Origin of the sequence: Candidatus Avelusimicrobium fimicolum, from assembly GCF_021632165.1 — a bacterium.
GTDB lineage: Bacteria > Elusimicrobiota > Elusimicrobia > Elusimicrobiales > Elusimicrobiaceae > Avelusimicrobium > Avelusimicrobium fimicola.
On record NZ_JAJWTS010000009.1, the window covers coordinates 1 to 21,185 of the forward strand.

General features: G+C 43.9%; 20 protein-coding genes. 7 read left to right on the top strand and 13 right to left on the bottom strand.

Annotated features, from left to right (window positions below):
* The 9 genes from ACQY2K_RS04545 to rfbF form a co-directional block, all read right to left on the bottom strand.
* Positions 1 to 1,054 (bottom strand): glycosyltransferase family 2 protein (locus tag ACQY2K_RS04545; protein ID WP_428040911.1); only part of this gene is annotated, 1,054 nt, incomplete at its 3' end.
* Positions 1,051 to 2,340: a protoporphyrinogen/coproporphyrinogen oxidase gene (locus tag ACQY2K_RS04550; protein ID WP_428040912.1), complete on the bottom strand. Its 1,290-nt coding sequence runs from the start codon at positions 2,338 to 2,340 to the stop codon at positions 1,051 to 1,053. The genes ACQY2K_RS04550 and ACQY2K_RS04545, both read right to left, overlap by 4 nt.
* Positions 2,324 to 3,151 carry an NAD-dependent epimerase/dehydratase family protein gene (locus ACQY2K_RS04555; protein WP_428040913.1) on the bottom strand — a complete coding sequence of 276 codons (828 nt, stop codon included), beginning with the start codon at positions 3,149 to 3,151 and terminating at the stop codon, positions 2,324 to 2,326. Before ACQY2K_RS04555 ends, ACQY2K_RS04550 begins: the two co-directional genes overlap by 17 nt.
* Positions 3,148 to 4,923 carry a thiamine pyrophosphate-binding protein gene (locus ACQY2K_RS04560; RefSeq protein ID WP_428040914.1) on the bottom strand — a complete coding sequence of 592 codons (1,776 nt, stop codon included), beginning with the start codon at positions 4,921 to 4,923 and terminating at the stop codon, positions 3,148 to 3,150. The genes ACQY2K_RS04555 and ACQY2K_RS04560 overlap by 4 nt, the downstream gene beginning before the upstream one ends.
* Positions 4,924 to 4,936: 13 nt before the next feature.
* Positions 4,937 to 5,752 (bottom strand): aldolase/citrate lyase family protein, encoded by an 816-nt coding sequence (locus tag ACQY2K_RS04565; RefSeq protein ID WP_428040915.1) that lies wholly within the window; start codon positions 5,750 to 5,752, stop codon positions 4,937 to 4,939.
* Positions 5,753 to 5,761: 9 nt separating this feature from the next.
* A complete protein-coding gene (locus ACQY2K_RS04570; RefSeq protein WP_428040916.1) occupies positions 5,762 to 6,649 on the bottom strand; it encodes an NAD-dependent epimerase/dehydratase family protein in 888 nt (295 codons plus the stop codon).
* Between the two features lie 3 nt (positions 6,650 to 6,652).
* A complete protein-coding gene (gene rfbH, locus ACQY2K_RS04575; RefSeq protein ID WP_428040917.1) occupies positions 6,653 to 8,005 on the bottom strand; it encodes a lipopolysaccharide biosynthesis protein RfbH in 1,353 nt (450 codons plus the stop codon).
* On the bottom strand, positions 7,990 to 9,057 hold the full coding sequence (rfbG, locus tag ACQY2K_RS04580; protein WP_428040918.1) for a CDP-glucose 4,6-dehydratase: 1,068 nt from the start codon (positions 9,055 to 9,057) through the stop codon (positions 7,990 to 7,992). Before rfbG ends, rfbH begins: the two co-directional genes overlap by 16 nt.
* 2 nt (positions 9,058 to 9,059) lie before the next feature.
* Positions 9,060 to 9,839, bottom strand: coding sequence for a glucose-1-phosphate cytidylyltransferase (gene rfbF, locus ACQY2K_RS04585; protein ID WP_428040919.1), 780 nt, complete (start codon positions 9,837 to 9,839; stop codon positions 9,060 to 9,062).
* A gap of 392 nt (positions 9,840 to 10,231) precedes the next feature.
* On the opposite strand from rfbF, the gene ACQY2K_RS04590 reads away from it, so the two are divergent.
* Positions 10,232 to 14,365, top strand: coding sequence for a hypothetical protein (locus ACQY2K_RS04590; protein ID WP_428040920.1), 4,134 nt, complete (start codon positions 10,232 to 10,234; stop codon positions 14,363 to 14,365).
* Positions 14,366 to 14,449: 84 nt separating this feature from the next.
* Here the strand turns inward: ACQY2K_RS04590 and ACQY2K_RS04595 are convergent, their stop codons facing one another.
* From ACQY2K_RS04595 to ACQY2K_RS04610, 4 genes are all read right to left on the bottom strand, one after another.
* Positions 14,450 to 15,394 carry a glycosyltransferase gene (locus ACQY2K_RS04595; protein WP_428040921.1) on the bottom strand — a complete coding sequence of 315 codons (945 nt, stop codon included), beginning with the start codon at positions 15,392 to 15,394 and terminating at the stop codon, positions 14,450 to 14,452.
* Positions 15,391 to 15,822, bottom strand: coding sequence for a GtrA family protein (locus ACQY2K_RS04600; RefSeq protein WP_428040922.1), 432 nt, complete (start codon positions 15,820 to 15,822; stop codon positions 15,391 to 15,393). Before ACQY2K_RS04600 ends, ACQY2K_RS04595 begins: the two co-directional genes overlap by 4 nt.
* Entirely contained in the window at positions 15,819 to 16,247 is a 429-nt protein-coding gene (locus tag ACQY2K_RS04605; RefSeq protein ID WP_428040923.1) for a VanZ family protein, read from the bottom strand. Before ACQY2K_RS04605 ends, ACQY2K_RS04600 begins: the two co-directional genes overlap by 4 nt.
* 209 nt (positions 16,248 to 16,456) lie before the next feature.
* A complete protein-coding gene (locus ACQY2K_RS04610; RefSeq protein WP_428040924.1) occupies positions 16,457 to 17,377 on the bottom strand; it encodes a helix-turn-helix transcriptional regulator in 921 nt (306 codons plus the stop codon).
* A gap of 345 nt (positions 17,378 to 17,722) precedes the next feature.
* On the opposite strand from ACQY2K_RS04610, the gene ACQY2K_RS04615 reads away from it, so the two are divergent.
* The 6 genes from ACQY2K_RS04615 to ACQY2K_RS04640 are packed head-to-tail and all read left to right on the top strand — an operon-like array spanning position 17,723 to position 21,093.
* Complete coding sequence (locus ACQY2K_RS04615; RefSeq protein WP_428040925.1) at positions 17,723 to 17,956, top strand: hypothetical protein; 234 nt, start codon at positions 17,723 to 17,725, stop codon at positions 17,954 to 17,956.
* An 18-nt stretch (positions 17,957 to 17,974) separates the two neighbouring features.
* Positions 17,975 to 18,601, top strand: coding sequence for a GTPase domain-containing protein (locus ACQY2K_RS04620; protein ID WP_428040926.1), 627 nt, complete (start codon positions 17,975 to 17,977; stop codon positions 18,599 to 18,601).
* Positions 18,598 to 19,038 (top strand): hypothetical protein, encoded by a 441-nt coding sequence (locus ACQY2K_RS04625; RefSeq protein WP_428040927.1) that lies wholly within the window; start codon positions 18,598 to 18,600, stop codon positions 19,036 to 19,038. The genes ACQY2K_RS04620 and ACQY2K_RS04625 overlap by 4 nt, the downstream gene beginning before the upstream one ends.
* Before the next feature lie 25 nt (positions 19,039 to 19,063).
* A complete protein-coding gene (locus ACQY2K_RS04630) occupies positions 19,064 to 19,837 on the top strand; it encodes a hypothetical protein (protein WP_428040928.1) in 774 nt (257 codons plus the stop codon).
* A gap of 57 nt (positions 19,838 to 19,894) precedes the next feature.
* Positions 19,895 to 20,377 (top strand): hypothetical protein, encoded by a 483-nt coding sequence (locus tag ACQY2K_RS04635; RefSeq protein ID WP_428040929.1) that lies wholly within the window; start codon positions 19,895 to 19,897, stop codon positions 20,375 to 20,377.
* A complete protein-coding gene (locus tag ACQY2K_RS04640; protein ID WP_428040930.1) occupies positions 20,374 to 21,093 on the top strand; it encodes a hypothetical protein in 720 nt (239 codons plus the stop codon). The genes ACQY2K_RS04635 and ACQY2K_RS04640 overlap by 4 nt, the downstream gene beginning before the upstream one ends.
* The last annotated feature ends 92 nt before the right edge of the window (positions 21,094 to 21,185 follow it).

Genomic DNA, 21,185 nt, shown 5'->3' on the forward strand with positions numbered 1-21,185 from the left:
ATATTAAACGGAATAATGGAATGTTTTTATCGGATAGAGGTTCTCTATAAGATAAATATACGGGATGTTCCGTATATAATTTCCTAAAATCAGCAACAAAATAATTAAATTTGTGTTCTATAAGCAGACGGATTTCATCATTATTAAATATTTCGGATAAGAACATACGTCCTGCAAAAACCCTGTAAATATCAGGAGAATCTGCCAAATATTTGGCCACAGCAAAGGGTAATAAGTTTTCTTCTCCTTTTTGTAATTTTTGAATAATGGTATTATCTGGGAATGCTTGCTTTAGAAGCATAACATTTTTTATGTTTAAAAAAATTTTAAGATAATTAAACACCTCAAACATAGAGCGGAATACGGCTTTGTGGTACTGGGTCAAACCTGTTGTTTGCCCGGGATGAATACGATACAAGGCTACGGGAGTATCAATAAAAATAGGAGTATATCCCTTAACCAGTAAATTAGCGTAGATAGCCATATCAAACATCATAATAGTTGTTTTATCAATAGAAAAATCAAATGCTTCCCGTGAAGCCAAAAAACCCGCATAAGGAAATGGTGAAAAACCATTAATCATTTTTTTTAAATATTGTGGAGCCGTTGCATTAATATCAAACCCATCCCTGTTTTGAAAGAAAGTGGAACCAAGTTTTTGTAATTTTTCATTTACATATTCAGCATTTCCGAAACAAAATGATTGTGCAGGCGCTTTTTTTAGTGCCGTAAGCAAAAGTTCAAAACAATGCGGTAACAATACATCATCGGCAGAAAAGGTTTTGATATAATTGCCTTTTGCTTGCTTTAAAAATTCGTCAAACAAAATAGCCCCCACCGCTCCGGTATTATGTTGTATGTCAATATGTTTAATGCGGATATCCTTAAACGAGTGGGCAATATCCCGAGAGCCGTCTGCTGAGTCGTGATTGACTAAAAATAATTCCCAATTAGTGTAGGTTTGGGCTAATATAGAATTAATTGCTTGCGGCAAAAAATTCTTATCGTTATAATATGGCAAGAATATGGATATCAAATCTGTGTGTTGGTTCATATGTTATCTCCTGTGATTTGCTCAGCAACATTTTTCCCGTTAAGGACACATTGGTCGGTCCATAAATATTCCCACGTTCCAAAGCGGCCCGCAGGGATAATTTGGATATGTTTTAAATAATCTAAAACTATTTTTCTATTATTATAAATTTGCAAATCAAAAATTACATTTGCATATGGCTCAAAACGAATATCTGTAAATAAAATATCTTTCTCTTGGATAATACCTGTTGCCAACAAGCCTTGTATTGTGCGTGTTAAAATCATTTCCTTATTAGGAACAGGGGTATCATTGGCGAAAAATATTTCTGCTTGTAAAGAACTTGCTCCGGCAGGGACATTATCCGGCGATTTAATAGAAGGAAAATAAACCCGGGAGAACGGAATCTCTTTATCATATACATAAAACAGTAAATTGCCCTTAAAGTCATATGACTTTTTTAGTGCGACTGATACCATATACCCGCAAGTATAACGCAACTTACGGGCGGCATCTTGTACCGAGGCCGGAACATTAGGCAATAATTTAATTACTTCCGGCAAAGGAATTGTAGAAATAAGATTCCGATATGTTATCCTCGACCCATCTGCGAAAAAGACCTCTTTTGTGTTTGAGTTTATTTTTACAGCCTTTTTATTTAATCTAATATCTGTTTTTTGAGCCAAGACGGACAGAAAAGATTTAAAACCGCCTGTCTGGGGATAGCGCATATTTTTAGCATAATAAAGTGTTTTTTGTTTCTTATGCATAAGCCCTTGCAGCATTTCTTTTATGGTAATGGGGCGCATTCGCTTCCCAACCCATTTTGTTTCTAATTCTTTTGCTTCAAGCCCCCAATATTTACGGGTATAATTCTTCGGAAAATGTTCTGCAAAATAATTGCCATATTGAACACGCAACCATTCATCATAATTAGTGGGCGTAATATGCGGTTTAGTTAAAAAAGAAAGAAAAATTTTCACTTTTTCCTGGAAATTTAAACATTGTAAATTATTTTGTGCCGGATGTTTTAACCATCTTCCATAATAAAAATTAGTAAGTTCCGGTTTATGAACAAGAATTTCTAAATTATGGGTAAATAAATTTTTAACATATTCGTTTTCTGTAAACGAAAAATGTACAAATTTATCAAAACGGAACCCTTGTATAGAAAAGTTTCCGCACAGACCGCCCCAATCATTAGAGGCTTCGCAAATGATTGCTTGTTGTTTCTTTTTATTTAAATGAAACGCACAAGAAAGTCCGGAAATTCCAGCCCCTAAAACCAGATTATTTATCTGTTCCATATTCTTCTCTCATAATATTACACAGCCCTTGTTCCAGCGAAACCTCGGCTTTCCAACCTAATGATTCAAGGGCGGTTGTATCTAAATCATAATCCAGTTGTTCATTTTTTCTATATGGGAGCGCGCCAAAGTTTAGGCGCGTAGCCGTGTTGCCGCAGGTGCGTTGAACCAGTAAAACTAAATCTTTTATGCTTGTTTTGCGGTTTGTTCCAACCTCAAAGGCGGTTACCTTTCCGCGCGGAAATTCGTCCGAGTGTTTTAATATGGACAAATATGCGCTTACCACATCATCTATGTAAGTAAAATCCCGCGTTTGCGCGCCTTCCGTTAGGTTTAATTCGGGCACATTTTCGCGAAAACTTTTAAATAGAAACGCAATAAACTTATTAGGAGTATCAAATGGCCCATAAAAATGGTCCAGCCGGATATTTACCGCCGTGATGTTATCGGCTGATAGTTTTAGCCACTCCGCAAATTGCGCCTTAGACAGCGCGTACGGATTAAGAAAACGCGTTAAAATCGTATCCGTATTTAGGAAGGCTTTTACTTTATGTTTTATGGCAAGGTGGAGAACCTTTAACGGAAAGAGCAAGTTTCCCTCCGTTAGTTCAGCCATACTCTCCCCATTTCTTCCATAACAGGTGGCTAAATGAATAACGGCAAATACGGGTTGATGGGTAAATAAGGCTTCGGCTTGTTCGTCCGAAAAGGCGCGGCGCAAGCATAAAACGTGGTATCCCTCCGTCTCCAATGCGGACGATAAATGTCTGCCAAGATAGCCGGTTCCACCGGTAAGGATAATGGTTTTCATTTAATAGTATTTTCTTCCATTTCTTTGCGGTCCAGGAACGGATACATATCTTCCAGGGACGGGCTAATCATTGTGCCGTCAGGCAGTTTGCGCGCGGAAAGTTTCGGCGCAAAGGTATAATTTTCGGTGCAATCCACCTCGCACACTACGGGGCCGGTCATATCCAACACCTGTTGTATTTTGTCAGCCAGTTCGCTATTGGCGCTAATGCGCACAGCGGGTAAGCCAAAGGCTTCGGCCACTTTTACAAAGTCCGGCACTTCCACCCCGCTTTGCACGTTGCATCCCGTCAGCCGTCCGTCAAAAAAGTTGCGCTGGGTTTGGATAATAGAAATATATTCTCCGTTTTTCAGTACAAAAATTTTAAGCGGAAGATTATTGGTTTTTACGGTTTGCAATTCTTGCAAATTCATCATAATACTGCCGTCGCCTTCCAGACAGATAACGTCCCGGCGGTTGTTCGCGGCGCACACACCGATAGCCGCGGGCAGGCCATACCCCATAGAAGCATCACCGGAGTTTAATAAAAGCCGTTCCCCCGCCTTGCTTTCAAATGCCTGAAAAAACGCCACACAGGCCGTACCGTTGGAGGCCACCACGCGGCTTTCGGGCGGAAGAATTTGGCTCAATTTTTCCATAAATAAATATGGGTGAACCTTATCTGCCTGATTAATGGAAAACTCCCGCAAAGGCGGATATTTAACCCGCATTTTACGGCAGTATTCGCGCCAAGGCGCAATATCAAGCAGGCCGATTTGTGCGGTCAATCCGCGGAGAAAATATCCCGCATCCGCGCAAATGGGCAAATCGGGGCGGACCGTTGGCTTTTCAAGTTCGGCAGGGTCAATATCCACCACTATTTTTTTTGCATTTTTGGCAAAATTTTCCCAGTTATAACTCACTTGGCGGATATTATTGCGTGTGCCCACGCACAGCACTACATCAGCGTTTTGCAGGGCAAAGTTCCCAGCACGCTGGCCTACGGTGCCGATACGCCCCGCAAACAGCGGGGCATCAGAGGGGATTAAATCAAACCCGTTAAATGTACCCAATACGGGGATTTGGGTTTTATCCAAAAACGCGCGCAAATCCTTTTGCGCCCGCGCACAATGGATGCCGTTCCCCGCAATAAGTACCGGGCGCCGGGCACTTTTTAGCAGGTCAGCCGCTTGGCAGAGTTTGTCTGCCATATCGGCAGTTTTTTCCGCCGGACGAACAAATTTTTTGAGTTTGGTTTCGTCAATTGGTGCGGCCTGCACATTTAACGGAATATCTATCCATACCGGGCCTGGGCGGCCGGTAGTCGCTTTAAAAACGGCCTCCTCTATGGCGGCATCAATATCGTAAGGGTCGGTAACCATTTTGGCAAATTTGGTCAGCGGTGTAACCACCCGGATAATGTTTGCTTCTTGGTCGCCCAGTTGGCGCAAGGGAATATCCGGGCAAGAAGATAAAGTGGTGGTATATTTTACTTGGCCGGAAATAAACAGTACTGGCGCGCTATCCGTCCAAGCACCAAAAACACCGTTTAAGCAGTTTAATCCCCCCGGCCCCGTGGTTACGCACGCTACGGCTAACTTTTGGTTTGCGCGTGCGTAGCCCTCAGCGCACATAGCGGAGGCTTGTTCGTTATGATTACAAATTAAGCGGATTTTTTTGCTTTTACCAAAACTGTCGTCTAAGTGCATTGCTCCGCCGCCTGACACCATAAAAGCAGTATCCACGCCCAACGCTTCCAACTTTTTAACCAAATAATCCGAGGTTTTAATCATAATTAAAAAATACCTAAAATTGTCCGCCCGCTTCTTCAATTAATTTTTTGTAACGGGCTTCCAGCATTGTCAGACGTTGTTCGTCCTCGCGGTAAATCATCCCGTAAAAATCGCGCTTGTTTTTAAGCCACATCAGTTCAAAGCCTACGGCCTTTAAAATGCCTTTATCGGCGTTAGGGTCTTTGATTGCGGCTTGGGCATCAAAAATAATTTTGCGCGTTTCAAACTTGGTTAAAGACCCTTGCGGCAGGCGAGAAAAGAACGGTAACGAGTGTGCAGATACCCCTCCGCCGATAACCATTTTCTTGCCTGCTTTATGTACTTTGGCACTCATTGTTTCGGCCATTTTAAAAATGGTTTCGGAGTTAATATCCTCACGAGAGAGCCCCATAGAACCTGTCATATCTACACGTCCCAACACAATGCCCGCCAATTCGTTAAATTCCGGGAGAGCCATCATAGCATCTAAATTTTCGGCTCCGGTATAGGTTTCCACGTTAATAAAAAATTCCATTTCTTGGCGTTCCTCTTCCGGAAAGACAAAGTGCGTCGCCTTGACATATTTGCTCATTGCGTAGGGGGTTTCTATCATCGGGCCGACAATACCCTTCACGCCAATAGTACGCGCATCAAACATATCTTTAATGGCTTCACAACCGCCTACTTTAATAACTAAATCCAACCCGGCCTTGGTTACCACTTCTTTTAACCGTAAGGCTTCTTCCATACGTGTACCCTCGGCCTCAAACTCAGCCTTAATGCCGATCACGTGGTGATTGGCTTTTAAATCTTGTAAGGTTTCCAACATTTTTCTTTCTAAATTGTTCATTGGGTGCTCCTATTTATCTGTTTGTAATAAATCCGGATTGAGTTCAGCCTTTTGGGTTTGGTAATATCCGTACAGGGCTGATACTGCTTCTTTTATCGGGGTAAACGTAAGCCCCGGGATTTGGACCTTTAATCTGGCATTAGAGCCGGAATAATTAAGGCCGTAACCTTCGTGCGCAACTTGTATGGGCAATTTTTTTCCGCTGACATCCAAAACCGTTTGCGCGGCTTGCAAAAGTTCGGTTTCTTCATCAGGTACTACGTTATAACATTTGAACTTCGGTTCGTGCTCTATAAAGTAATCCAGCACGGGCATTAAATCCGGCGCGTAGAGGTAACTAAAACGCCTGTTTTGGCGCAACGTAATAGGCATATCAAAAAGGACTTTGCAACAAGCATTGGAAATAAAGCGGATTTCCCAATCTTCGTACTTGCCGAAAATGCCGAAAATATTTAAGTCCACTGCGTTTTTTATATTTTCAATCTGTTTATGCACCACATATTTGCAAAAACTGTGGTCATCTTTCCCCATCCGCAGGCCGATTTGGTCCTCGGTTACTAGGCGGTTGTCGGCGGCGGAATCATACACTGCACCACTGCCCAAATTAATCAGGCGGCCAAACCTGTCCGTATGGCGGGTCAGATTTTCAAACATCCGTAAATTGGTGTAGAGCAGGTTCGTCGGGTCTTTGGCGTTGCGGTGGCCGGGCTTTACCGCGGCGTGGATAACCGCATCAAATTGGTGCGTTTTAAAATAATTATCCACGGCCGCTGTATCAGCCAAGTTAAGTTCGCTGCTGCGCGGAGCAGTAATATCATACTTTTGGGCCAAAAAACTCTCCCGTATGTTCTTACCGATAAACCCGTTTCCCCCGGTCAGCAAAAGTTGTTTCTTCATAGGTTATTTATGCCGGGCGGCAAATTCGTGAATAAGGCGCGAGGTCTTATCCAATTCCTTTTCCCCTAACCGCGGGAAAACCCCTACCCAGAAGGTATTGTTCATAATAAAATCTGTATTGGGCAATTTTTGGTAATCAGCCTCGGTCAAATCGCGCGAATTTTGCACCGCACCCGCGCCGATACGCAGGGTTACGTCGTTTTCTACCATTAGCGGTTGGCGCAAAAGGTTGCCCGCAAATAATTGGCGGGTTCCCACCCCGTTTTTTTCCAAGTATTCCACTAATTGTTGCTTGGTGAATTTGGCTTCGGGCTTGACGGAAATTAAAAAGCCGAACCAAGAGGGTTTTACCTTGCTGTCCACCTTGGGTAAAATAAGCACATCTGTCAGGTCCGCAAGTTTGTTCATTAAATAAGCGGCATTTTCGGTGCGTTTTTGCAGGTAACCCGGCAATTTTTTCAGTTGGCTTACCCCCACAGCGGCCTGCCAATCGGTAATTTTTAAGTTGAACCCGATATGGGAATAGGTGTATTTATGGTCGTAGCCAAAAGGCAGGTGCCCCAGTTGCATATTAAAACGGTTTTTACAGGTGTTATCCACCCCCGGCTTGCACCAGCAATCGCGGCCCCAATCGCGGAACGATAAAATAATGCGGTAGAGTTGCGGGTCGTTGGTTACCACGGCGCCGCCCTCGCCCATTGTCATATGGTGGGCCGGATAAAAACTGTATGTGCCGATATGCCCAATCGTGCCCGCCTTTTTGCCGTCCCATTCGGCTCCCAAAGCATCACAGGAGTCCTCAATCAGCCACAGATTGTGTTTTTTGCAGATGTCCATAATGGCATCCATATCAAACATATTTCCCAACGTATGTGCCAGGAAAATAGCCTTGGTTTTGGGCGAAACGGCCGCTTCAATTTGTTTGACGTCAATATTATAGGTGCCGATTTCGCAATCCACAAATACGGGAATTAAACCCTGCTGGATAATCGGGTTAACGGTGGTGGGAAAGCCGGCAGCAACGGAAATGACTTCGTCGCCTTTTTTAAGCCGTCTGTCGCCCAATTTATAAGAGGTAAGGGCGGATAAGGCTAACAAATTGGCCGAGGAACCGGAATTGGTAGATAAGGCGAATTTGACACCCAAAAAATCGGCAAAATCCTTTTCAAACTGGTCATTAAACCGTCCTGCCGTCAGCCACATATCCAAGGTGGCATCAATCATTTTGGACAGGTCTGCCTTGTCTAACAGTTTGCCCGAAGCAGGAATATAAGATAACTCTTTTTTAGTGCCACAAACTTCGTCAAAATACTTGGCCGCCGCCGCTTGGACAGCCGCTCTTAATTCTTTTTCCATTGCATCTTCTCCATATATTCACTAATCTGTTGTAAGGTAAAATCGTACATTGGTTTTCCTTCGTAAAATTGTTTATACCAACTAATGCTTTTTTCCACAGCCTGCTCGGCCGTATAGGTTGGCGTCCAGCCCAAGCGTTCCTTGGCTTTGGTAATATCCAGCATTAGCAGGTTGGCTTCGTGCAAATTATCTTTTTTATGCACCACCACTTCACCTTTTCCGTAATACTTTACCGCCAGTTCGGCTACCTCTGCCACGGTTAAAACGCTGTCCGCCTTTGGCCCAAAGTTGAAGCCTTCGGCATATTCACGCCCCTTGGTATAGAGCAAATGCCCCAAAAGCAAATAGCCGGAAAGCGGCTCCAAAACATGTTGCCAGGGGCGCGTAGCGTGCGGGTTGCGGATTTCTATGGTTTTTCCTTCCTCTATGGAACGCACACAATCGGGCAATAAACGGTCTGCCGCCCAGTCGCCCCCGCCGATCACGTTCCCGGCGCGGGCCGTAGCCAACGCATAGCCGTCCTGCAAGAAACTGCGGCGGTAAGACGAGGATAAAATTTCCACACACCCCTTGGAGGACGAATACATATCATACCCCCCCATCGGCGCATCTTCCGTATAGCCCCGGGCGATTTCTTTATTTTCGTAACATTTATCCGTGGTAATATTTACAAAAGCCTTTACAGAGTGTGTTTTGCGGGCGGCTTCCAATACATTTAGGGAGCCCATTACGTTGGTTTCATAGGTAAGGACCGGCTCCGCATAGGATAAACGGACTAACGGCTGGGCCGCCAAGTGAAATACTATTTCCGGCTGAAATTCGGCAAAGGTTTTATTTAAAAGATTTTTATCCAAAATATCGCCAAAAACATTTTTGGCGATTTTATGTTCAATATCCAGGGCCGTAAACATAGAAGGCACCGTATTGGGTTTTAAGGAGTATCCGCAAACTTCGGCCCCTAATTGGGTAAGCCAAAGCGCAAGCCACGACCCTTTAAATCCCGTATGCCCGGTAAGTAAAACGCGCTTGCCTTTATAGGTATCGCTCCACATATTTATTCCTCCCACACTTTCCACGGGGCTTTTCCGGCGGTCCATTGTTCGTTGAGTTCAATTTTGTCGCGCAACGTGTCCATCGGATGCCAAAAGCCATAGTGCTTATATGCGTTTAATTGGCCTTCCTTGGCCAGTTGGGTAAGCGGTTCGCGTTCCCACATAATATTATCCCCATCCGGAATATAGTCAAAGGCTTTGGGTTCGCAAACGAAAAAGCCGCCGTTTACCCACGCGCCGTCCCCTACCGGCTTTTCCTGGAAGCGTGAAATGATGCCGCTCGGTTCAATATTAAGCGCGCCAAAGCGGCCTGTGGGCTGGACGGCTGTTAAAGTTACCAGTTTGCCCGATTTTTTGTGGCAGTCTAACAACTTATTAATATCCACGTCGGACACTCCGTCCCCGTACGTCAGCATAAAGGGCTCGTCTCCTACAAACTTGCAAGCCTGCTTAATGCGCGAGCCAGTCATTGCGTTACGCCCTGTATATAAAAGGGTAACTTTCCACGGTTCGCAGCGGTTCATATGGACATCAATTTGATTGGTTTGGAAATCTATCGTAACATCAGAGTTGTTGGTGTAGTAATTGACAAAGTATTCTTTGATGACTTCACTTTTGTATCCGCACAGAATAACAAAGTCCGTCAGCCCGTAGTGGGTGTAAAGTTTCATAATGTGCCAAATAATCGGGTAACCGCCTATTTCCACCATCGGTTTGGGGCGGATAGAGGTTTCTTCCCCCAATCTGGTACCAAGTCCACCTGCCAGCAAAAGTACTTTCATAACAAACTCCTGTTGTAAAATGTAAACGGGTGCACCCGTAACTTTTATTGTACGAAATTAACACTTTATAGCAATCCCTGATATCAGAATTGCCAAGTAAACAGTTGGAAGAGAATTTTTGTAAGCAGCAAGGGCGGGTTTCCCCGCTGTAAGACTATTCTCCGCCAAGAGTTTATAGTTCCTTTCTATTATAACACATAAAAGACTTCTTTTGCATTGCTTAAAAAAAGCAACAAAAACATATAATTGTAATATAATATAAAAGATAAAAAAGACGGGGCCTATAAATGATATAGGACTTTTGGTCCCGTGTGAAATAGGTCTTTTGCCCCCTGGAAAAAATGTATAAAAGCGGTACAATATAACTAGGCCTATTATACAAGGAGCGTTCTATGCAATCTTTTTTCTGCCGTGTACTTGCCGTTGTATTTGCTTTAAATTGTGTTCTCCCCACCCCCTCGGCGTGGGCACAGGCGCGCCGTCCGTCAGGACAAAAAAACACTACGGGTACGACTGCCAGACCTAATGTAGGTGCGGCTGTTTCCCAGGCGGCTAATAAACAACTGCCTACGCAAATTAATCAGACAAGGAAACATTTTGAAGATAGAAGCCGTACGTATTACCAACGTTTCCAAGATTTGGATAAATTACACCAATTAAAGAAAAAAGAGGCAGACAACCAAGCCGCTGAGGAAAAACGCGCCCAAGAACAGGCTTTTGCAGATTATCAACGGGATGTCCGCTCTGGGGCAGTTATGGAGCGGGACGCTACTTATGTGGCCCCGCGTGTACAGGCGCTCCCCCTCAAACGCCCGCAAAATGACGTCCTTGAACTGTTAGCCAAGGACGAACTGACTCTCCAAAACATGGGTGACTTTATTGACCCGATGGGCAATACCAACGACTCCTTTTTAATGAACACCGTCTATGCGGCCGAAGCCTTGGGCAACACGGTGGATTATATGTTGCAGGCTGTAAAAAGCGGCAACGCGGATAAAGCCGCGTTAGAAGAGTTTAATAATGATTTGGAAAGTGTTTATCTGCGTATGGCATATCGGGAAGGGATGCTTTCCTCTCTGCCGCATGAATCTATGATTCGTACGATGGCTGTGGGCTCTTTGCGTATTGCTATGCTCAAAACGCATAATTACTTGGTTGCCGTAAAAAAACAGGATCCTCTTTTAACCCAACAACAACTCCCCGGTCCTGGTAAAAAAACGACTGTTATCACTTATGATATGGTTATGGTCAGAAAACCGGGTACCGACGGTCAAGTTTCCTTTCAAACCAAAAGAGTTCCCAAAAAGGTTAGCCAATATGTAAAACAATCTGGTTCTGTTCTCCCGGCAGACCATTTCCAGTCGGTACAAAATAAATACTTTTCCGAAATGGCGGCTGCTGCCCAAAAAGGGCTTAACTCCAATGATGAACACTTCCAAGATGTTATAGCCTTGGCAGACTATGCCACCAAATATACATTGCTTAATGATCCGGCCTCGGTGGGCATATTAGTCAAAAAATTTGATAGTGGCGTCAAGAATACCGATTTTAAAGCGGATAATGCACCGGTAGTAAACCAAATTATTGCGGGCATAGTAGATGAGGTCCGCCAAGAAGCCCGCGGGTCGCAAAAGTGGAATAATGCTATGCAATTCTTCAAAAACTTCTCCGACCCCAAGGTTTATTCCCTTTCCACGCGCGTAATTGCGTTGGAAGCGGCATCCGTATTAATGGGTAACCAGGCCGGCAAAGAAACGAGTAAGGACGAGTTTGCTTTCCGCAAAACTTTTGCCCTCCGCGTGGCTGATTTGTATGAACCTTTGCAAGGTTCTTATTATAAGGACTATGGTTTGGATTCCAAACAAATGCAGGCATTATCGGATAAGTTGGCGGATATCTATAACCAATTTGCTACGGAACCGTTAATTCTGATGAAAATTACCAATAAGGGTGGTGGAGACATTGATGGCCGATGCAAGAGCCTAGCTGCTGTTAATACCTTTATAGTGGATGGGGCGAAGGTGAACCGTGACGGGAAGTGTTTCCTTGTATTCAGGGATAAGGACGGGATTATTGATGGTGTGAACGGGCCGATTTATCCTGGGGAAGAAGGAATTGTTATCTTAAATAGCCCTGAAACCTCTATCCCTGCTATTGCGCCTTCTAACCAAGGCAATATGCTGCAAAACCCGGACGGCTCCATCCGTATGATTTACGGGTATATATATACCTCTAAGGGCCGCTGGGTGGAAATTGCCCAACATAACGGCTTAAATAAAGCCAAAGTGGATAAAGAAAACGCAGCGGCGTTCTTCTGGTTTGTCGGGGAAGCGACTTTGTGGGTATATGGCGGCACTCTGATTGAAGCGGCCAGCCAAGCGTTCCGTTTTGCGCGTGGGGCCATGCTTGCTTTGCCGAAAGCCGTTAACGCAGCGGCCAAATCTAATAAAGGACGTGCGCTTTTGACCTTCCGCGTGGAATTGACCAAGGCTGGCAGGTTGGCTTCTTATACGTCCAAGGCTGTTAATAACAATGTAACAATGGCGGTTCGTTATATTGAGACAGGCAAAGCACCGGCTACAACGCTTCCGTCCAAGGTGGGCGAAGGGTTGGCACCCGTTGTCAAAACAAAGATAATTGCCCAGCCTGGTAAATCTTCTATGCGTTTTTTGCAAAATGAATATTCCCGCTGGAACCCGAGACGCTGGGTAGGGATGACCCCCAACCGCCAAATTGTGGGTGTGGATTTCTACCAAATATTACCGGGTGGAGCACAAAATGTTGGCTCGGTTAATTTCGCGGGCCGATTAGCCACCTTGCAAAACGGTGTGAAAGATTATGATATGCTGCGCTTAATGAACCACGGCGTGCAAGGAATGCAAAAAACCGAAGGAATGATGTATCCTTGGCTGAAATTATCGGTGCCGGAACTGCGTGCTGCACAGGCATATTCCCGTATGCAAGGTATCAGTTTTGATGCGGCCAAATCTGGCGGGTTTGACGGCTGGGTAAATATTAGAATGCCGGTTTACGGTTCGGACAAAATGCCGGTACTGGCCAGTCAGCCGGGCGCTACGGGGGTTGCGATGGAGTCCTCTTGGTGGAACATAACTAAGTTGGGTAAACCGGGCAACGAACTGTTTAGTACGGATGTGGTAGTGGCCCCGGCTATGAGCCGCACGGCGGCCCGGACGGCGTTTGACCCGCTTTCTATCCCCGGGGCAGTTAAATTCCCGGCGCAGATGTTGGCAAACGGTCAGTGGGCGGAACAGGTAGGCAGTCAGTATTTTAGAATTGCCAACTATAACAATAAGTTCTTGGATTCGTTGATGCCGCGCCTGGTGCCGACAAAAGCCTTTACTAAGGAATTTTTGACCAACCCGCGCTTTGCGTGGAGTATGGGCAAGGCTTGGCTGAAAACCAGTTACTTTGTACAAGGGTTAAAAAGTAATATTCTCTTCTTTGGTGGATTAGCAGGAGCGGACTATGTCATCTATCCGTATGTGAAGTTCCATATTACGAATGAAGGACAAAAGGAAGTACAGAACGAAATGGCTAGCCCCAAATACGGCGGTGCTTATGACCCGGACAAACTCAAACAGGACGAAAAGAACCAAGAAGCCGTTTTAGCCCAACTTAAAGCCGAAGGCCAGGATTATAACACGAAGCAAATGGATGCCTATGAAACGGTAAGCGGAGCGGAAAAGGAATCGTCAGAAGGTATGTTTATGGGCTCTCCGATTATCTTTGGGCGCGAAGCCTTGGGCAAATTGGGCGTAATGGACAATATGTATGTTACCACGCCCTTAGTAAAACGCTTGCAATATCAGGCGTCTAGCGTGAACTTTAACCGTGCTTCCGGAGAGGGCAACAAGATAAAGAACCAAAAGGCTATTGATAACATTATTAAGGCGCAAACCGAAGCAATTGCGGTACAAAAACGCGTTACTTTGGATAGTTATAAACCATATGTTTCCGCAGACGAACTGAAACAAATGGGTGCTTGGTATGATGAATATTTAGCCTCGGTTGTTGCGACCTTGCGTAGCAATGAGTCGTCTGACAACAAACAGAAACAGCAGGAAAAGGCTACTAAGTTGCTCAATTCCCGCTTGTTGAACAAGAAGGAAAAAGTGGAGCGCCGACTGGAACTTTTGGGCCAAGAAGCCGCCAACCAAGAGAAAGCCCTATCGGAAATGGCCCTGGCTAATGTGAAATCGTACTGGATTATGGCATTTGAACAGTATGGTTTGGAGGGCAAATCAGCCGAAGTAACAGCATTCTTTGATTCCTTTACCCCGCGCTTTTTGAACGCGTATGATATTAAGGATGCCACCGCCAGAAATGCGACTCTTGCGAAACTGGCTAGTGAGTTGACGAATAAGGAAGAAGTGTGGAAGGAGTCGGTTGAAGCAAAAATCTTCAAACACAATGAGAAAGTAAGCACCGAGGAGGCGAATCCATTTGCCGAGGATGATGACCAACTCCAAAACTTTCAAATAGAGGAACCTGAACCGGTGCAATAAAAAGTCTGCAAAATGTACAACACCCCGGGATATTGATTAACCCCGGGGTGTTTTTTATGATAATGTAAGATGTATTTTTAGACTTTACTTAAAATTAATACGCTCCTTTTCTATTACCAGCGGGCGCTTTAACACTTGGGTTAAAATAGCCCCGATATACTCGCCAATGATTCCAATAAAAAACAGTTGCACAGAGGAAAAGAACAGTACCCCTAACAAAATAGGGGCTGTGCCCATTGGAAAATTATTCCAAAACAATAATTTTAAAATCAAATAAACAAAGGCCAGGGCTAAACTTATCCCCCCCAGTACAAAGCCGCCCATTGCCGCCAACCGCAAAGGAACCTTGGAGTGATTGGTAAATCCAATCATTGCGTTATCATACAGCGTGTAAAAGTTATTTTTGGTAAATCCGCGTTTACGGGTCGGCTGAACAAACGGCACGAGAGCGCGCTTGTAGCCCAGTTCGCATACCAGCCCGCGTAAATATGGATAAGGGTCATTTAAGCGGCGCAGTTCCTCCACCACGCCTTTGTCGTACAGGCCAAAACCGGTGCAGTTGGCCGGCAGTTGCGCGCCGGAATCATTAAGCAGGTTAAGCAACCAATAATAAAAGCGCCGTACGGCAAAGAACAAAACAGATTCCTTGCTTTGCGTTTTCTGCGCAAGCACTACCTTGAAGCCTTCTTCCCACTTGGCTAAAAACTGTCCAATAAGTGCGGGCGGGTCCTGCAAGTCAGAGGCCATATAAATAACGGCATCCCCGCTGCACTGTAAAATGCCATAATAAGGCGAGCGGATATGCCCAAAGTTTCGGGCATTGGCAATTACTTTAAAATGCGTATCCTGCGCAGCAATTTTGCGCAGTTCTTCAAGTGTTCCATCGGTGGAAGCGTTATCCAGCAGCACCTGTTCATAATCGTATTTATCCGCGTATTTGGCCATTTCGGCCTTTACTTGCTTGTAGAGTTCCCACACATTTTCCTGTTCGTTAAATGCGCTGGAAATAATTGAAATTTTCTTTTTCATTTGTGAAATACCAACTTTTTATTAAGTATAAAACCGAGCATTGCAAGAGGTAAAACTAAAATTGCCCCCGCTATGTATAAGTTAAGCCCGACGGAAGATAATATTTTCAAGCCTGCCACGTTACACAGGTAAACCACACCATACACGCCGAAGAACTTTCCTAAAAGTGCGTTGTTGTGGCTCTGGAACACAATTCCGCCAATGGTCTTAAAATTGAACAGTACCCCTAAAACGGTGGAACAAAGCGGTGCGAAAATATAATTCAATCCTATCCATACAAAGAACACATACAGGCAGTATGCAAAGGCGGTATTCAAAGTGCCTATATATAAAAAGCAGACAAATTGCTCCGGCAAATGTAAAATGCGTGCCGTAATTTGCACCACTTTTTTAAAAAGAGCCGCTATTAATAGGCGAAAATTCATCATTTCATCTCCTGCGGGTTGAGCCGTACGGCTAATTTAGCCAAAAAGTACCCCAAAACAGCCCCCAGCACGTTATTTAGCACATCATCTATATCGCATACCCCCAAATGGGTATAAGCCTGCAAACCCTCAATTATGCAGGAAATAACCGCACCGACAAAAAGCGTTTTCCACCAAGTGCATTTTTTCCACAAAAAAGGCAATAAAAAACCTAGCGGCAGGAAAAATACGATATTTAAAACCATATCTTGCAGCGGTGCCTTTTGGGATATTTTAAATACATTGTTTCTTGTTTGCAAAATATTGTTGCAGACATAGGCAGAAACGGTGCCGTCTTTTAACAGACAATGCGCCGCCAAACGGTAAATTTTCAGCACTTCCATACGCAATACAAGCCCCGGCTTGGGGGTGCGGCACAAAAAGGCCAAATATATAACACTCCCCGCATATAAAAACGTCCAAACGGGATAGTAATATTTCCGGCAGGTTTCCCCAAAAAATTTCCGTCCCCAAGGCAGGATCAGGAGAGAAAAAACAATAAATAAAATAAAAATAATGGTGGCTGTCATTGTTTTGCAAATAGGTGCGTCGTCGCAAAATACCGTATAAAACATTGTAAGTAAACGGGAGTTGCTTGTCAATGTAAATAAGCCTTTAAATCGGCCCGCAGTTGCGCTTCCAGGCTCTCCGGGGCCAGCACCTTTACATAGGGCAGCCATTGCTTTATTTGGGGCAAAAGTTGCATAAAATTAGCCGTTTTACAGGTTAAAATAAGCGCCCCGTCCGCCAGCGTTTCTTTTATTTGCTGGTGCGAAAACACCACCGTTTCTTTAAAATACCGGGCCGCTTCCGGCGCAACCCGCAACGTAACCTCTATATTTTGCTCCTGGTCAAACCAAATATTGGGCTCCGTGCGCAGTTTATCCTCTATGTTTATGGGCGTAAAATGCTCCTTTAACAGGCGGATATCCATTATTTGCGAAAGCGTAAACTTCATAAAGGTATTTTCGCTGTTTAGCGTGATAAGATACCAAGTGCCGAACAAGGCGATTTTTACGGGGCGCAAGTGGTTGTACCAAACCCGCTGGTTGCGCTTATTGATATAGCAAAGGTTAATATAGGTATATTGGTAGAGGGCTTGTTCCAGCCGGGTCATTACCTGCGGGTTGGATTTACCCTTTATCTCCGGGGTTTTAATAAAATAAATATTTTTGCCTTCCGGACGGGCCGCAGCCTTTTGCAGGCGCGTAAAACTCTCTTGCCACTCCGGCCCAAGGTCTTGCGCCACTTCCCCCATAATAGCTAACAGCGCGCTGTCCCGCGCGGAAAGCGGCAGTTTAGCCAGCGAAAACCCCTCCGCCAGCCGGTATAATCCCGGTCCCGTTTCCGCTATTGGGAAACAAGCCTCTTCAATAAAAAGGATATCCCGCTGCAAGGTGCGTACGGAAAACCCCAATTCACGCGCTTCCACGGACAAATTAACACTTCCGCGCTGTAATTTGGCAAGTAAATACAAAATGCGGTTCATTTTGCTTAAAGAGGCTTTTTTAATAGACATATTCATATAATAGCATACTTCCAAACATTGTGATATAATAAAAAAGGCGGCTTGTCCGCCCTACAATTTGAGTTGGCGAATTAATTATTTTCAGGAAGCCCGGTTTGGGACTGGGCAGAGCTGACGGAATAATTCCGTCGGCACTTTGGAATCCTAAAATAATCGTTCCTGCTTATTCTTTTGGAATAAGCAAGCGGCGATTACTTGGGTTATTCCAAAGGCTCCGGTAATTCGCCGCTTTTTTATTCCGACACCTCGCTTCCCAATTAATTTTATTATAGAACGACTGTGCGACAATAGTATTGTCGCGCCCTCGTGTTACACTTTTGTAAAAGGAGAATAATTATGAGCCAAATAGTTCAAGTCGGTAATGAAATCTTACGCATCAGCCCCAAAAATCCCTGCCATATAGAATATTCCTATAACGGCGGCCGCAGTTGGTTAAGCCGGTACATCGGCACCGTGGCGGGTCCGTTTAAGGACTTGCAAACCGTCGGCACGCAGTTGGTAGCCCTCTCTGCCAAGGGAACCTTTTATTCCAAGGACCAAGGCCGCACCTGGTTGCTAAAAAGCAGATAAAAAATTAAGGAGACAAAAATGAATGTTGTAAATCATATAAAAAAATCCATTAGAGCCCAGATTCTGCTCAAATATCTTCTCCCTTATAAAGTTTTACTTTGTGGGGAAAAAGGTGCCGGAAAAACGACTTTCTCTCATAAACTGGACGGCAAGGACACCTCTGGTACCTATCAAGCAACCCCAGTGGGAGAGTTTATAAAATCAAGAGTAATTTGGGAAAAAATCTGGGAATGTGGAACGCAGGTTATTGATACAGCAGGGCAAGGCTATGACGTAATAGATAGGAAAAAACTGTTTCAAAAGGCAAAAAGTGCGGATTGTATCTTATACTTTCTCAACCTTGAATCCTTAAAAGATGATGATAAGCATAAAAGGTGTTTACGTGCTATGAAGGCTATGATTAAAGGGTTTGAAAATGTTATGAGTAAAGAGGATATAAAAGAAAAGTTAATTATAGTAGGAACTCACTCAGATAAAATTCCCAACTGTGAAATGACCATACAAAAATGGCAAGAAGAAGAAATGTTAAAGGATTTACTTACCTACGCCCACAAACCTCGCATAGAATTTGGGTCTTTTGAGGCTTCAAATGGAAACAAATTCTTTGATGCGTTAAAGAAACAAATAAAGGAGATTACAAAATGAAAGAGATAATTATTTTTTCCCAATCTTTAAATAATGATATTGACGACTCCCTTTGGTATGCCGGGAAATACTACAAAGGACCGTTTACGGACATTAATATCTCAAAAATTCTTAAACCGCTAATTAAGGCGAGGGGTAAAAGAATACGTAAAGATGAGGAAACTCAGATTTATTATCAAAAAAAACTCCCTTTTTTTTATTTTTCGCTGCCTTCCAACGAAAAAGATGTTGCTGGGAGAACATCCAGGATAGAAATTTACTGTTCTGCACGCCAAAAGAACAAACTACAAGATGCCTTAAAGCAGTTCCTTGCCGAAGGCCATCGCTCTATTGCGCAAAAAGCAGAAGCCAAGGTACTTGAAATTCTAAAAATTGTCTTACCGTGCCGAGATGTCGGGTTTTTGAAATGGGAAGGGATAGAAAGACCAGAAATGTAATTTTACAAAGCACAAGGAGCAAAAAATGCAAATAACAAAAGAACCAACCGAAAGGAAAATAATCATTGTAGTTGATGATGTCTTAAAAAACAAAGCAAGGGATGAGGAAAAGAAATGGAGTGATGTAGGATTTTGCAAACTTCACAATACTGTGGTAGTAAATGTAGATGATGATTACGAAGGAGCCCTATTTGAGTACTTAAAAGGAACGGGCTTTTTGCAACCCGGTAACACATTACTACAAGACCCCTATGATACCGACCATTATGTGGTATTGAAAGAGGGCAATGTGCAAAATCTATTATTAGAGAGTGCAAAGAATCGTTGGAGCAAATTTAGCGAAATAGTAAATGCTTTGGGAGTTAAGAGGTGCATCTGTGTTGAAGAACAAACCCAGACAGGAAATAAGAATACTACTGTAACGCATCCTTACGGTTCTGCAAAAATAGATATTAAATCAAGTATGATGATTTCATACAGATCAGAGCAGACATCCCCTGGCGCTACTCCCAATAAAGAAAAGGCAAAAGCCCTGCTTTTCCAATATCACTTAGAAGATGATCCAGAATTAAACGCTTTAATTAATATGCGTTGCAATCAGGAAAATCCTCTGAAAAAGCGCAAGGTTCAGTTTCAAGTTTGTACGGAAATGGCAAAAGTCTTTGAAATTGCCATAGATATAAATGTTCCGGGTTTACCCAGAGTTCCTTGGTTAAAAAAAATATTAGGAGGACTAAATTTAAAAAGAACCATAAATAATAATAAAAAGAGTTATGTTAATTTTACTTTAATATTTTAGGAGCCGCATTATGATAACTTTAAAGGAAATTGAGCAATACCAAACGGAGGGGCAAAAATGAACGAAGTCTTTGCATTTAATATCAACAGACTTGATTATGTTTCTCACAAGATAAAATCGGAGTCCCCTAATAAACATCAGGATAACGCTCCGCTAGAAGGGTTGCAATCCTTTAAAATACTAAAAAAAGATAAGAAACGCGAGATACGCGAAGCGTATCAAATTCCCCAAAATGAAAAAATCCTGTTTTTTTCTACCGAAGAAAATGAAAGGGTTGTTATTACGGAAAACGAACTCATATGGGATGACCCGGAATTAGACACCATTTATCGGATTCCGTGGGCCAAGATTAAAAAAGTGTACTATAAAGACGAGCAATATATAGTGCAAACATTGGACAACGCAGAAAGCGCTATCCCAACTAGTTATTTCTGGGGAAATTCGCTAGATATGGAAAAAATACCTGCTTCCTGTAACCGCATTGCTTCCATTTTGACCGATACCGCCAACTGTGTAAACAAAACAGGAGCCACATTATGATAACTTTAAAGGAAATTGAGCAATATCAAACGCAGTCGTTTGACCCAACCTTTGAGGCTCTCTGCCAGGCGGGAAAACTCGCTTGGTACCCGTGGGTGGGCAAAAATTATCTTTCGGCGTCCAATAAAATATTGGTAATCTTGGAATCGCATTATATTGATAAAGCAAAATCCAATGTAGAAGACGTCCAAAATCCGCTCTACACACGCCGCTTGGTGGCGGAGCGGTGTTATCCCCAACATTGCTGGAACAGCCCGACCTGGAACAATTTAAACGCGTTTTTGGCGGGCAGAAAACTGGCGGCGGAAACCGCACCCAAATTATGGGAAAATATCGCGTTCTATAATTTTGTACAACGCCCAATGCCCTCGCCGTCGGACCGCCCGAGCGAACGGGATTTTGCGCAAGGCTGGCAGGCATTTAAAGATGTTTTAAACACCTTAAAACCCGGAATTTGCATTTTTGCCGGGATGTCCGCCCTCTCGCATACGGAACAGTTTCCCCCCGCTTTAACACTTGGCAAAGCAACCCCTTGGGGCGAAAAGATAAACAATACCTTTACGCGCCCGGTGTTCTCTATCCGCGCGGGTAACGTGTCCGCCAGCGGGGCCGCTATCCGGCACCCCGGGTCTTTTTTTACCTGCGAAGCGTGGCACAACTGGCTAAAAGCCGTCCTCCCCGCCGCGGCACAACACCTGGAAGACTGGGCAAAATAAAGCCTTTTAGCCTCCTACAAAAATCCCCGGGCCACATTACAACCCGGGGTATTTTTTTCTGTGCGTTGATTATGCAGAAAAAGGCGAGATGC